The 13196-nt window shown below is 73.9% G+C and carries 9 protein-coding genes; 4 read left to right on the forward strand and 5 right to left on the reverse strand.

Annotated elements, in window-relative coordinates; genetic code table 11:
- Positions 1-30 precede the first annotated feature (30 nt).
- Both KK483_RS27955 and KK483_RS27960 read right to left on the reverse strand, forming a co-directional pair.
- Positions 31-1275 carry an MFS transporter gene (locus KK483_RS27955; RefSeq protein ID WP_262007979.1) on the reverse strand — a complete coding sequence of 415 codons (1245 nt, stop codon included), beginning with the start codon at positions 1273-1275 and terminating at the stop codon, positions 31-33.
- Positions 1272-2003 carry an SDR family NAD(P)-dependent oxidoreductase gene (locus KK483_RS27960; protein WP_262007980.1) on the reverse strand — a complete coding sequence of 244 codons (732 nt, stop codon included), beginning with the start codon at positions 2001-2003 and terminating at the stop codon, positions 1272-1274. The genes KK483_RS27955 and KK483_RS27960 overlap by 4 nt, the downstream gene beginning before the upstream one ends.
- A gap of 169 nt (positions 2004-2172) precedes the next feature.
- Between KK483_RS27960 and KK483_RS27965 the strand changes: the two genes are divergently transcribed.
- On the forward strand, positions 2173-5742 hold the full coding sequence (locus KK483_RS27965) for a BTAD domain-containing putative transcriptional regulator (RefSeq protein ID WP_262007981.1): 3570 nt from the start codon (positions 2173-2175) through the stop codon (positions 5740-5742).
- Positions 5743-5769: 27 nt separating this feature from the next.
- On the opposite strand, the gene KK483_RS27970 is transcribed toward KK483_RS27965, so the two are convergent.
- The gene (locus KK483_RS27970; protein ID WP_242330435.1) at positions 5770-6438 is read right to left on the reverse strand and encodes a ScbR family autoregulator-binding transcription factor; all 669 of its coding nucleotides are present in this window, start codon (positions 6436-6438) and stop codon (positions 5770-5772) included.
- Positions 6439-6583: 145 nt separating this feature from the next.
- Between KK483_RS27970 and KK483_RS27975 the strand changes: the two genes are divergently transcribed.
- From KK483_RS27975 to KK483_RS27985, 3 genes are all read left to right on the forward strand, one after another.
- On the forward strand, positions 6584-7678 hold the full coding sequence (locus KK483_RS27975; RefSeq protein ID WP_262007982.1) for a ScbA/BarX family gamma-butyrolactone biosynthesis protein: 1095 nt from the start codon (positions 6584-6586) through the stop codon (positions 7676-7678).
- 269 nt (positions 7679-7947) lie between these two features.
- A complete protein-coding gene (locus KK483_RS27980) occupies positions 7948-9123 on the forward strand; it encodes an acyl-CoA dehydrogenase family protein (protein ID WP_262007983.1) in 1176 nt (391 codons plus the stop codon).
- 108 nt (positions 9124-9231) lie between these two features.
- The gene (locus tag KK483_RS27985; RefSeq protein ID WP_262007984.1) at positions 9232-9960 is read left to right on the forward strand and encodes an HAD family phosphatase; all 729 of its coding nucleotides are present in this window, start codon (positions 9232-9234) and stop codon (positions 9958-9960) included.
- Here KK483_RS27985 and KK483_RS27990 read toward each other — a convergent pair.
- Positions 9940-10518, reverse strand: coding sequence for a TetR/AcrR family transcriptional regulator (locus tag KK483_RS27990; protein WP_262007985.1), 579 nt, complete (start codon positions 10516-10518; stop codon positions 9940-9942). The genes KK483_RS27985 and KK483_RS27990 overlap by 21 nt on opposite strands.
- Before the next feature lie 172 nt (positions 10519-10690).
- Entirely contained in the window at positions 10691-13015 is a 2325-nt protein-coding gene (gene metE / locus KK483_RS27995; RefSeq protein ID WP_262009714.1) for a 5-methyltetrahydropteroyltriglutamate--homocysteine S-methyltransferase, read from the reverse strand.
- Positions 13016-13196: the final 181 nt, after the last annotated feature.

Below are 13196 nucleotides of genomic sequence, written 5' to 3' on the forward strand. Positions count from 1 at the left end.
CTGCCTGCTGGCGCCGCCTGCTCGCGCGGCTTACGCCGAGGGCCGCTTGGCAGGGAAGCCGTGGCTGCGGGCGAAGACGACGACCGCGATCACCGGCAGCAGGAGCAGCAGCACGGTCCAGGGGAAGGAATCGCTGCCGGCCACGTCGAGCAGGATGCCTCCGATGACACCGCCGCCCGCCATGGCGACGTTCCACAGCGTCACGAGCATCGCCTGGGCCGCGTCGGCGGAGTCGCCGCCCGCGTCGCCGACGGCCGTCTGCAGCAGGGTGGGCACGCCGCCCCAGCCCAGACCCCACAGGGCGGCCGCGACGTACACGAGCGCCGTGTTGTCGGCGAGGACCGCGAGCAGCGCCGCGGCCACGGCGACCAGCAGGGCGCTGGCGATCGTCAGCGAGCGCAGCCGGTGGTGGATCTGGGCACCCACGATCCAGATGCTGACGAGCGAGGCGGCGCCGAAGACGAGCAGCACCAGGTCGGTGTTGCCGCCCATGCCCAGGTCGTCGAGGAACGTGGCGATGTAGGCGTACAGGATGGTGTGGGCCAGGACGAAGACGAGGGTGACGAACAGGACCGGGCTCACACCCGGGACGCGCAGCGCCCGCAGCATCTTCGGCCGCTCACCGCGCTCCTGCCCCGGGTAGTCCGGCACCGTCACGAAGATCCACAGCAGCAGGAGCACCGTGAGCGCCGTCATCGACAGGAAGGCCACGCGCCAGCCGAGCGCCGTGCCGAGGAAGGTCCCGGCGGGCACGCCGAGCGAGAGCGCCACCGGGATGCCCGCCATGGCGACGGCGATGGCCTTGCCCTGGAGGTGGACGGGCGCCATGCGCCGCGCGTAGCCGGCGAGCAGGGCCCAGGCCAGACCCGCGGCGACACCCGCGACGAAGCGCGCCACCATCGTCAGGCCGTAGGCCGACGACACCGCCGTGATCGTGTTGGCGACCGCGAAGCCCGCCATGGCCGTCAGCAGCAGCCGCTTGCGCCGCCAGCCCGCGGTGGCCGCGGTCAGCGGGATCGCGGTGAGGGCGGTGCCGATCGCGTAGATCGTGACGGTCTGACCGGTCGCGGACTCGCTCACATGGAGGTCGTCGCTCATCGCCGGGAGGAGTCCGGCGGGGAGGGTCTCGGTGAGGCTGGTGATGAAGACGGCGGTGGCGAGGGCGAGCAGGGCGAGGAGCGGGAGCTTCTGCTGCTCCTCGCCCCCGCCCTTCGCCCGTGGCGCGGCACGGCTGTCCGTACCGGGAGCGGCCGCGGTGTCGGGTGAGGTGCTCATGTGATGTGCTCCGGTTCTTCGGGGGACGTGGTGTCTTCTGCTCGGACGGGGTGTCCGAGTGCTTGCGCGGGGTGGCCGAGGCCGCCGTCGACGGGGAGCTGGGCGCCCGTCGTGAAGGTGGCGTCCGTGGCCAGGAAGAGCGCGGCGCGGGCCACCTCCTCGGCGGAGCCGCGACGGCCGAGCGGCGGCAGCGGCGAGGCGCCGCCCGCCGGTGCCTCGATACAGCCCGGCGCCACCGCGTTGACGCGGATGCCGCGGGAGACCAGCTCGGCGGCGAGCGCGTGTACGGCGGCGGGGGACGGGGCGGGGGCGGTGAGCACGACCGCGCCGCCGTCCCTGAGGTGCGGCAGCAGCGGGCGGGCCGTGACCATGGCGTCGGCGAACACGAAGTCGAGGTCGAGGTCAAGGTCGACGCCGAGTCCGACGCCGAGTCCGACGCCGAGTCCGACGTCGGGACCGTCCGAGCCGTCGAGGCCCTCCACGTCGTCGACGCCGTGCGTGCCTTCGGCGTCGATCGTCTCCACCGCCTTCACGGCCTTCACCGCCTCCACCGGGGCGACCACGCGGGCGGCGGAACCCAGCTCGGCGCACGCCTCCGCGCGCTCCTCCGCGGAGCGGGCGGTGAGCAGGACCTCCGCACCGCCCTCGACGAGGCGCTTGGCGATGGCCAGGCCGATCCCGGTCGCCTGGCCGACGACCGCGGCCCTTCTGCCCGCGTACCTGGTCATGTGCCGCCCCCTTCTGGAGTCCTGCCTTGCCGCAGGCACGACTGTGCGCTCCGGCGCTTCGGAGAAGCTTCGGAGCCGCTGACGGTCGGCTGACGGCCCTCCGGCGCCCGCCCCGGGGCGGCGGGGCGGGGCCCGGGTGCGCAGGGCCAGGACATGTACGGTGGCCGGTATGCGGTTTGGGGTGCTCGGGCCACTCGTGGTGTGGGACGACGAGGGAGAGACGGTCAAGGTCCCCGAGGCCAAGGTCCGGGCGCTGCTCGCCGATCTGCTCGCGCACGACGGGGGTCCGGTCTCCGCGGACCGTCTCATCGACGACCTGTGGGGCGGCGAGCCGCCGGGCAAGCCGGCGGGCGCCCTCCAGGCCAAGGTCTCCCAGTTGCGCCGGGTACTCGGCCGCGACCGCGTGGTGCGCCAGGCGCCGGGCTACCGGCTGCGGCTCGACGGGGCCGCCGACGAGGTGGACGCCGACCGGTTCCGCGCCCTTGTCGCCGAGGCCCGCCCCGTACGGGACCCGCGGGCACGGGCGGCACTGCTCACCCAGGCCCTCGACTTGTGGCGGGGGCCCGCTTACGCGGACTTCGCGGACGAGGAGTTCGTACGGGGCGCTGCGCAGCGCCTCGCGGAGCAGCGGCTGTCCGTCGTGGAGGAGCAGGCCGACGCCCGCCTGGAGGCCGGGGACCATGTCCTCCTCGCCGGAGAACTGGCCGACCTCGTGGTCCGGCATCCGCTGAGGGAACGCCTGCGCGCCGCCCAGATGCGCGCGCTCTACCTGGCGGGCCGCCAGAGCGAGGCCCTCGCGTCGTACGAGGACCTCCGCGCGCGGCTCGCCGACGAGCTGGGCGTCGACCCCAGCCCCGCCCTCAGCGCCCTCCACCGGTCGGTCCTCCGCCAGGACCCGGGCCTCTGCCCCACCGGGGTCCCCCCGACGCCGCCGGAGTCGGCCTCGGCGCCGCCCGGGCAGACCTCCGTGATGGCGGGGCAGGACTCGACGGCGGGGCAGACCTCCGCGACGACGATGCAGCCCGCTACGGCGACGGTGCAGTCCGCCACGGCGACGGGCCAGGGCCCTGCTGCGGCCGGGGCCGGGGCCGGCTCTGCGTCCCCCGGGCCGGGACTCCGCGGCACCGAGGGCGCAGAACCGGCGGTGCCGCCGGCGGCCGGAGCCCACGCGAACCTTCCCGTGGCGCTCACGCCGCTCATCGGGCGCGATCAGGCGCTCGGGCGGCTTTCGGGGCTCCTGGGTGCCGCGCGGCTGGTGACGCTCACCGGGCCCGGCGGGGTCGGGAAGACCCGGCTGGCGGTGGCGGCGGCCGGTGTGGAGGCGGCCGGGGCGCCGGGCGGGGAGTTGTCGGACGGGGTGTGGCTCGTGGAGTTCGCCGGCGTGCGCGCCGGCAGCGCCGCAGACCTCGCACAGGTCGTCGCCGCCACCCTCGGCATCCGGGACGATGCCCCGTCCGCACTGCCGGGTGCCGGTGCCGGTGCCGGCGCCGGAGGGCCGTCCCCCGCCCACCGGCTCGCCGCCGCACTGCGGGACCGCCGCATCCTGCTCGTCCTGGACAACTGCGAGCACGTCGTCGACGCCGCCGCCGAGCTCGCTGAGCTGATGCTGCGCACCGCCCCCGGCCTGCGCGTGCTGACCACCAGCCAGGAGCCGCTCGGGCTGGCCGGCGAGGCCGTGTTCCTCGTCGAGCCGCTCCGGACCGCCGATGCCGTGCGGCTGTTCACCGAGCGCGCCGCCGCCTCCGCTCCCGGCTTCCCCCGGGACCTGGAGGCGTTCGCCCCGGCCGACCGCGAGGCCGTCGCCGAGATCTGCCGTCGCCTCGACGGCATCCCGCTCGCCCTCGAACTCGCCGCCACCCGCGTACGCGCCCTGGGCGTACGGGAGCTCGCGGTCCGACTCGGCGACCGGTTCCGGGTCCTGACCGCCCGACAGCGGGGCGCGCCCGCCCGCCAGCAGACCCTGCGGGCCATGATCGACTGGAGCTGGGAGCTGCTCAGCGCGCCCGAACGCATCGTCCTGCGCCGCCTGGCGGCGCACAGCGACGGCTGCGACCTGGACGCCGCGGAAGCGACCTGCGCGGGTGACGGCGTCGCCCGTGAGGAGGTGCTCGATCTGGTGACGCGGCTCGTCGACCGGTCCCTCGTGGTCGTCGTGGACGGGCCCACCGGGCCCCGCTACCGGCTCCTGGAGTCCGTCGCGGTGTACGCGACCGAGCGGCTGCACGAGATGGCGGACGTCACCGCCGTACGCGACCGCCATCTGCGCCACTACCTCGCGCTCGCCGAGCGCGCCGAGCCCCGGCTGCGCGGCGCCGACCAGCGGTCCTGGCTGGCCTGCCTGGACGCCGAGGCCGGCAATCTGCGCACGGCGCTCGACGAGGCGGTGCGCCGCGCCGCCCCGGGGCAGGCCGACGAGGCGGTACGGCTGGCCACCGCCCTGTCCTGGTGGTGGTTGCTGCGCGGGCGCCTGACCGAGGCCCGCCGCAGCCTGTCGGCCGTCCTCGTCGCCGCCAAGGACACTGCACCCGAACTCGCCCTGCTGCATGCCGCGTTCGCGCTGCTCACCGGTGACCACGCCGAGACGGACGCCACCGTCACCGTCACCGCGACCGTCACCGCGACCGTCACCGCGACCGTGGCCGCCGAAGCCGTCCCCGACCCCGTGCGCCGCGCCCGCGCCCTGTGGCTGTGCGCGTACGGCCTGTTCAGCGCGGGCGAGGCCGCCGCCGGTGAAGAGCTGAACACCCACGCCCTCGCCGTCTTCACCGCTGCCGGTGACCAGTGGGGCACCGCCGCCGCACTCGGCCTGCGGGCCACGCTCGCGCTGGTCCACGGCGACCTCGCCGGGCTCGGCAGGGACGGGCTGCGCAGCGCCGCGCTCTTCCGCGAGCTGGGCGACCGCTGGGGCGAGCTGCAGACCGTCTCGCCGCTCGCCGCGCTCGCCGAGATCAAGGGCGACTACGCCGACGCGGCGCGCCGTCAGCGCGAAGGTCTGGAAATAGCACGGGAGTTGGGCCTGGAGGCCGAGGTGTCGGCGCGGCTGTCCGGGCTCGGCCGACTGGCGCTACTGGCCCGCGACTGGGAGGGCGGCCGTGATCTGCACGAGCAGGCGCGCCGCATCGCCGTCGAACAGGGCTACAAATACGGCGAGATCCACTCGGAGATGGGCCTCGCGCTCGGGGCGCGCCGCTCCGGCGACCTCGATGCCGCGGAGGCCCACCTGCTGCATATCCGCGACGGCCATGCCGACGTGTCCTCGGAGGCCGGCGACCATCTGCTCCTCGCCGAACTCGGCTTCATCGCCGAACTGCGCGGCGACGCGGACCGGTCCGTCGCCCATCACCTGCGCGGCCTTGACGTCGCCCGTTCCCTCGGCGAGCCGCGCGCGCTCGCCCTGTCCCTGGAGGGCCTCGCGGGCGCGGCGGCCCTGCACCGTCACGGCGACAGTCACGGCCAAGGGCCCGGCCAAGGTCACGGCCAAGGACCCGGGCACGAGTCGGCCGCCGTGTGCGCGGCCCTGCTGCTCGGTGCGGCGGACGCGGCGCGCCGCGGTGTGGGCGCCCCGCTGCCGCCCGCCGAGCGCGGCGACGTCGACCGCATCACGGAGGCGGTGCGGGCCGCCCTGGGCGGGGGGCCCGCCTTCACGGAGGCGTTCGAGCGCGGCGCCCGACTGACTCCGGAGGAAGCGGTGCGGCAGGCCCGTACGGCGCTCGACCGGCCGACGGACGGGGCGGCTTGAGAGCACCCGGCTGATCCGGACGCGGCATCAGCGGCCCTGGGCCGAGGGACAGAGTTCGACCTCCTCCTCGGCCCACGGGATGATCGTCCGCACCACCGCGAGCGTGCGCTCCAGAAGGTCGGCACGGTTGTTGAGCACCCAGGAGATGTGCTGCGCACCGAAGAAGGCCGAGACCAGGACGGTGGCGAGCGTGGCGGGGGAGGGGATGTCGCCAGGGCCGCCCGCCTCGGCTCTCCGCGCCAGCCACGAGGTGATCAGGTTGGTGTACGCCTCGTACGGGAGCGGGAGTTGGGCGCCGATCAGCTGCCGTTCGAGCTGGAGCCGCGCTCCGGCCTGAAGGACCGTCTCGTCGCGGAACGCCACGGCAGTCCGGATCAGGAGTTCGGCGACGGAGCTGACCGGCGGGAGCCCCAACTCCTCCACGGAGTCGGCGATGACGGCGATCCGGCGGTAGAACAGGTCGGTCACCGCGACGGCGAGGGCGTCCTTGTTCTCGTAGTGGAAGTAGACCGCACCCTTGGTCATTCCGGCCGACTGGGCCACGTCCAGGATGGTGACGGCGGGATAGCCCTTGGCGGCGAACGCCTGGGCGGCGGCGGTGAGTACGCGCTCCCGTGTCCGAACCGCTCGCTCCTGCTTGAGTTCCTTGGTGCTCACCTGGAGCGGAGTGCCGAAGGTCTCACCGGACGTTGCCATGATCATCTACTTCCGCTCTTTTGAAGAAACCTGCTCGAAGGTATATTCGCCGTCGAGGGTCGGGCCTCGCACTGGCCGGCCCCGATCTCGAGGGGGAGAAGCCATGCAGCACCGCCGATCGCGGCGAGAAACTCCTGGTGATCTGGTGCGACAGGATCCGGAGCTCGCCTTCCAGCGCACGGTCTCCCGCAGGCTCGTGCACCGGGCCGCGGTGGCCGAAGTCTTCGTCACGGACGCCGTGGTGCTCGGGGAGGACCACTTCCTGGTCGGCAGTCAGTGGCCCCGGGACCATGCGCTCTACCATCCCGACGCCCATCGCAGAAGCGACCCGCTGCTGTTCGCCGAGACGATCAGGCAGGCCCTCGTCTATCTGGCCCACTGGCACTACGGAGTCCCGCTCACCCACCGCTTCGTGGGCTACGACACGGACTTCGAGATCACCGATCCTGGCGCTCTGCACGTGGGCGGCCGGCCGATGCCCGTGGAGCTCGAAGCGCGGTGGCGCTGGACCGACCACCGGCCGCCCCGCCGCTACGGCGCCCGGCTCGAGGTGCAGCTCTCGGTCGCCGGCCGCATCTGCGGCCGCGGCAGCCTGCGGGTCGTGGCGGTCGACGAGCGCAGCTATCGGATTCTGCGCCGTCGCGGCGACGCGACCGGACCGGCCGCCGCCGCGCCCGCCGGGCCGCCCCAGCGGCTGGAGCCGGGGCCGGTCGGCCGGCTGCGCGCCAAGGACAGTGTGCTGGCGCCCGGTTCGTCGCCGGACGAGTGGCAGCTGCGGGCCGATCCGGACCATGCGATCCTCTTCGACCACCCCACCGACCACCTGCCGCTGATGGTGCTGCTCGAGGGGTTCCGCCAGCTGGGGCACCTGCTGACCCACGACGCGGCGGCCCCGCAGGCCGGCCCTGCGTACGTGCTCGTGGCGGCGGCCGTCGACTGCCTCGCCTGGGGTGAACTCGACGTGCCCACCCGGCTCGTCGTGCGCGATGACGTCACCGCGCCGGGAACGCCGGCAGCGCCGGGAGCGCTGGGGGGACCGGGCGCACCGGGTGGGCCCGGAGCACCGGCCGACCGCCGGCTGCGCTTCGACGCGATCCAGGCGGACACGCTGATCGCGACCTGCGGCTCCGTGTGGGCCCCGGTGCAGCCGGAGGCGGCAGACGAACAGCCTTGCGGCCCGCAGGAAAAGAAGTCCGGCCTGGAGGAACGGCACTCCGGTGTGCCGGTGCCCTGCGCGTAGGTCCCCGGGATCCTTCGGGCGGGGACTTCCGTCGCTGCCGCCGGGTGAGGGAACGTAACAACCCATGCCCTGCCTCTCCTTGTGACGGGCATGGTCGGCGAGCCGAACCGATTACAAACCGTCGAGAACGAATCGTACTGGAGGATGGCCGGAATACGAAGGCTTGATTGCGAAGTGGTTTCCCCGGGCGAGTGTCTCCCCGGACGACCCGACCACGACCCGACCACGAGCCGTGTTCCTGGCCAACTCTGCGTCCACGAAGGGGAATCATGTCCGAGACCGCTGTCCGGCGCGCTGACACCGATCCGCGCGGACGACCGGCCGCCGGGCTGAGCCCGCAAGCGACGCGGCGGGCGGCCGATGCGGCCCTCCAGGACGCGCGTGATGCCCGGCGGCACCGGCGGATCACCGGCGGAACGGTCACCGCTCTGGAAGCCGCGGGCTTCGCGCGCCACTTCGTCCCGCGGCGCTGGGGCGGCAGCGAGGGCACCTTCGGCGAGGTGTTCCGGGCAGCCGTCACGGTGGGGGAGGGCTGCGCATCGGCGGCGTGGTGTGCCGTGCTGTGGGCGGCACACGGCCGGTTCGCGGCGATGCTGCCCGAGCAGGGGCAGAAGGAGATCTGGGGCGTGGGCCCCGATGCCCGGATCGCGGCAGCCATCGTCCCCCCGTCGGGCAGCGCCGCCAGGGTGGCCGGAGGGTGGCTGCTCCACGGCGAATGGTCCCTCGCCAGTGGGATCGACCACGCGGACTGGGTGCTGCTGGCCGCACCGGAGACCGACACTCCGGGCCGCCCGGCGCGTGTCTTCGCCGTCCCCAAGAGCGCCGTGGAGGTCCACGACACCTGGAACAGCACGGGTTTGCGCGCCACCGGCAGCAACACGGTGAGCCTGGCGGCGACCGTCGTGCCCGACGGCCGCAGCGCTCCGCTGGCCGCGCTGCTCAGGGGCGACGGCCTCGAAGGTGTCGCGCGCTGCCACGCGGCGCCCGCCCATCTCGCGGGCGGCCTGATGTTCTGCGCGCCCGCGCTCGGCGCCGCCCGCCGGTCCCTGGCCACCTGGAACGAGTGGGCTCGGACGCCTGCCCCCGACGGGGCCCGGCCCCTGGACCGCCCCTCGGTACAGGAGCGGATGGCCCGCTCGGCCGCCGAGATCGAGGCGGTCGAGCTGATGCTGTGCGAGGCCGCGAGGAGAGCGGACACCGAGCCGGTCACCGCCGAGGCCGTCGCCCGCAACCAGCGGGATGCCGCCGTCGCCGCCGAATGGCTGGCCGCGGCGGTCGACAGGCTCTTCCGCACCGGTGGGGCGCATCTCCGCGACGCCGACGGCGACCTGCACCGGTACTGGGCCGACGTGCTGACCGTCGCGTCCCACGGTGCGCTGCGCCTGGAGCCGGCCGCCGAAGCGTACGCACGATCCCTCGGCGGCAGCGGTGCGGACGATGCCTGACCGCCGCCGTACGGCTTCTGCGCCGCCAGTCGCCACGCCGCCGGCGCTCCGTGGCGGACGGCCCTCCCGCCCCCGCACCACACCTGCCGGACCATGAGGAGACCACCCGTGCCCCGCCCCTCCCGCTTGGCGTTCAGCGATGTGGACGAGACGCTGATCAGCGGCAAGAGCCTGTTCGACTTCCTGGACTTCTACTTCTCCGGGCGCCACGGAGCCGAGGGCGCCCGGCACGCGGCCGAGGCGCGGCGGCGTATCGCCGCGCTGATGGCCGGGGGTTCCCCGCGCGAGGCGGGCAACCGGCTGTACTACGAGGCGTGGCAGGGCGAGCCGCTCGCCACCGTCACCGACTGGGGTGCCAGGTGGTTCGCCCATCGGAGCGCCACGCCGGGCTTCTATGTGCCCGCCACCTTCGCCGCCCTGCGCGCGCACCAGGAGGACGGGGACCATGTCGTCCTGGTCTCGGGCTCCTTCGCCGCCGTACTCGATCCGATCGCCGCGGACATCGGCGCCCGCCATGTGCTGTGCACCCGTCCGGAAGCCAGGGACGGCGTGCTCACCGGAGCCGTGGCCGGGGAGCCGTGCATCGGCGAGGGGAAGCGAAGAGCGGTGCGGGACCTGGCCCGGCACTACCCCCACATCGACCTGGCCGACTGCCACGGTTACGGGGATCACCACTCCGACCTGCCGATGCTCACCGAGGTCGGCCACCCCGTCGTGGTCGGCGACGGCCGGGATCTCCTGGCGGAACTCCCCGGCGCCCGCGTCCTGCCCGTCGGCGGGTCGCCCGCACATGCCACGGCGCACGGCGACAGCACCTCAGGCCGCGGTGCCGGGTGAGAACAACTGCCATGCCTGACAGACCTGTTCGGTGACGTCGCCGAGCGGGTTCGACGGCGCGGTGTAGTACATGCCGAAGATCAACGACAGGATCAGCGAGCTGATCGCCTCAGGGCTGTGCGCGGTGGTCAGCTCCTCGCGCTCCTGTGCGTCACCGACGAGCCGCGTCAGGGCCTCCGACAGATCGTCCACGACTGCGGGGGCCTTCCCCCGCGTACACGCCTCCTCGTACGCGAGCCGGAGGCCGGCGCGGAACCGGAGGTCCGTGTGCAGCCGGTCTGCGAAACCGACCGTGACACGACGCAGGTTCGTCAGGGGCGGGTCGCCCTCGCCGATCTGCTGCAGCAGCTCGTGCCACACCTGGTCGAACGCGGAGGTGAACGCGGCGGCGAGGGCGTCCTTGGACGGGAAGTGGGCGTACAACGCCCCCTTGGTCATGCCGACATGGGCGGCGATGCGCTGAAGGTTGGCCCCCGCGTAGCCGTGTCGCGAGAACTCGTCGGCCGACGCGTCTAAGAACCGTTCATGAGTCCTCGCAGCTCTCTCTTGTTTCGCCATGGTGCCCCTCCGGCGTCGCTCGATCACTCAAGATAACAGTCACTGGAGAATCTTTTACCTGGACTGATCTCTTACAGGGCGTGGGAGGGAGGGCGCAACCACGCGATCCGGCCTGGCCGCAGGGCGGGGTCGGCCCGTGGGCGGGGCGGACCCGGAGGTCCGCCCCGCGCGGTCAGGCGCCGGGGCGGGAGAGCCGGTCGCGGACCCGGCGGGCCGCCGCGGTCATGTGGCCGAGGGCCGGGCGGACTTCGGGCCAAGTGCGGGTCTTCAGGCCGCAGTCGGGGTTGATCCACAGCCGTTCGGCCGGGACGGACCGCAGGGCGCGCTCGATGAGGGAGGCGGTCTCGGCCTCGTCGGGGACGCGCGGCGAGTGGATGTCGTACACGCCGGGGCCGGCCTCGCGCGGATAGCCGGCCGCGGCGAGTTCCGCGGCGATCCCCATGTGGGAACGGGCGGCCTCCAGGCTGATCACGTCGGCGTCGAGATCGTCGATGGCCTGGAGGACGTCACCGAACTCCGCGTAGCACATGTGGGTGTGGACCTGGGTGTCCGGGCGCACACCGCTCGTGGTGAGGCGGAACGCCTCCGTGGCCCACGCCAGATACGCCGCGTGGTCGGTGGCGCGCAGCGGCAGTGTCTCGCGCAGGGCGGGCTCGTCGACCTGGATCACCGAACTGCCCGCCGCTTCGAGGTCGTTCACCTCGTCGCGCAGCGCCAGGGCGACCTGGCGGGCGGTCTCGCCGAGCGGTTGGTCGTCGCGGACGAAGGACCAGGCGAGCATGGTGACGGGGCCGGTGAGCATGGCCTTGACCGGCCGGTCGGTGAGCGACTGGGCGTACGCCGTCCAGCGCACGGTCATCGGTTCGGGGCGTGAGATGTCACCGGCGAGGACCGGCGGGCGGACATAGCGGGTGCCGTAGGACTGGACCCAGCCGTGCTGTGTCGCCAGGTAGCCGGTGAGCTGTTCGGCGAAGTACTGCACCATGTCGTTGCGTTCGGGCTCGCCGTGCACGAGCACGTCGAGACCGGCCTTCTCCTGGAAGGCGACGACCTCGCGGATCTCTGCCTCGATGCGCCGCTCGTACGCGTCGGCGCCGACCGTTCCGGCGCGCAGACCGGCGCGGGCCGCGCGCAGCTCCGGGGTCTGGGGGAAGGAGCCGATCGTGGTCGTCGGCAGCAACGGCAGCCGCAGGTGCGCGCGCTGGGCGGCGGCCCGCTCCCGATACGGCTGCGAGCGGCGGGCGTCGGCCTCGGTGACCGCGGCCGCCCGGGCCCGTACCGACGGGTCGTGGGTGAGCGCGGATCCGGCCCGGGAGGCGAGACCGGCGCGGTTGGCGGCGAGTTCCGCCGCGATGGTGTCGGTGCCCTGCGCCAGTGCGCGGGCCAGGGTGACGACCTCGGCGGTCTTCTGGCGGGCGAAGGTGAGCCAGCGGGCGACCTGCGGGTCGATGTCCCGTTCGGCGGCGGCGTCCAGCGGGACGTGGAGCAGCGAGCAGGACGAGGACACATCGACACGGTCGGCGAGTCCGAGCAGGGTGCCCAGTGTGGACAGGGACTTCTCGTAGTCGTTGAGCCACACGTTGCGCCCGCTGACGACGCCGGCGACCAGCCGCTTGCCGGGCAGTCCGCCGACGGCGGCGAGGTCGTCGAGGTTGGCCGCGGCGGGCCCGGTGAAGTCGAGGGCGAGACCGTCGACCGGTGCCTTCGCGAGCACGGGAAGGGCCTCTCCCAGCCGGTCGAAGTAGGAGGCGACGAGCAGCCTGGGCCGGTCGCCCGTGCCGCCCAGCTCGCGGTAGGCGCGGGCCGCGGCGTTCAGTTCGGCCGGTGTGCGGTCCTGCACCAGGGCGGGCTCGTCGAGCTGCACCCACTCGGCGCCGGCGGCCCGTAGATCGGCGAGGACCGAGGCGTACACCGGCAGGAGCCGGTCGAGGAGGGTGAGCGGGTCGAAGCCCGGGTCGGCCGCGGGGGCGGGCTTGGCGAGCAGGAGGTAGGTGACGGGTCCGACGAGCACCGGGCGGGGGGCGAGGCCGAGCGCGAGGGCCTCCCGCACCTCGTCGAGCTGCTTGCCCGGGTCGGCGGTGAAGACGGTGTCGGGGCCGACTTCGGGGACCAGGTAGTGGTAGTTGGTGTCGAACCACTTGGTCATCTCCAGCGGCGCCGCGTCCTGGGTGCCGCGGGCCATCGCGAAGTAGCCGTCGAGCGCGTCCGCTTCGACGGCGGCCCGGTGCCGGGCCGGGATCGCGCCGACCATCACGCTGGTGTCGAGGACGTGGTCGTAGTACGAGAAGTCGCCGGTCGGCACCTCGTGGATGCCGGCGTCGGCCAACTGCCGCCAGGTGGACCGGCGGAGCTCCGCTGCGGTCTCCCGGAGGGCACCGGCCGTGACGCGGCCCTTCCAGTAGCCCTCGACGGCCTTCTTCAGTTCCCGGTTCGGGCCCTGGCGGGGGTAGCCGTGCACGGTGGCCCGTGCCGCGGCGGCGGCGGACTCGGTGGTCACGCCGGACGTGGTGGTCACAAGACTCTCCTTCGCGAGCATGTCTCCTGCGACCCCGGGACGGGTCGGGACGCGAAGGCGCGGCCGGGGCGGGGCATGCGCAGTCCTTGCGCGCAGCCCGCCCGCCGTGGTCGCCGACCCGCCCTCGAGGTCACCGGGATCTCCGCACACGATCGGCCGTGCG

This window comes from Streptomyces sp. FIT100 (assembly GCF_024584805.1).
In the GTDB taxonomy this organism is placed as follows: Bacteria; Actinomycetota; Actinomycetes; order Streptomycetales; family Streptomycetaceae; genus Streptomyces.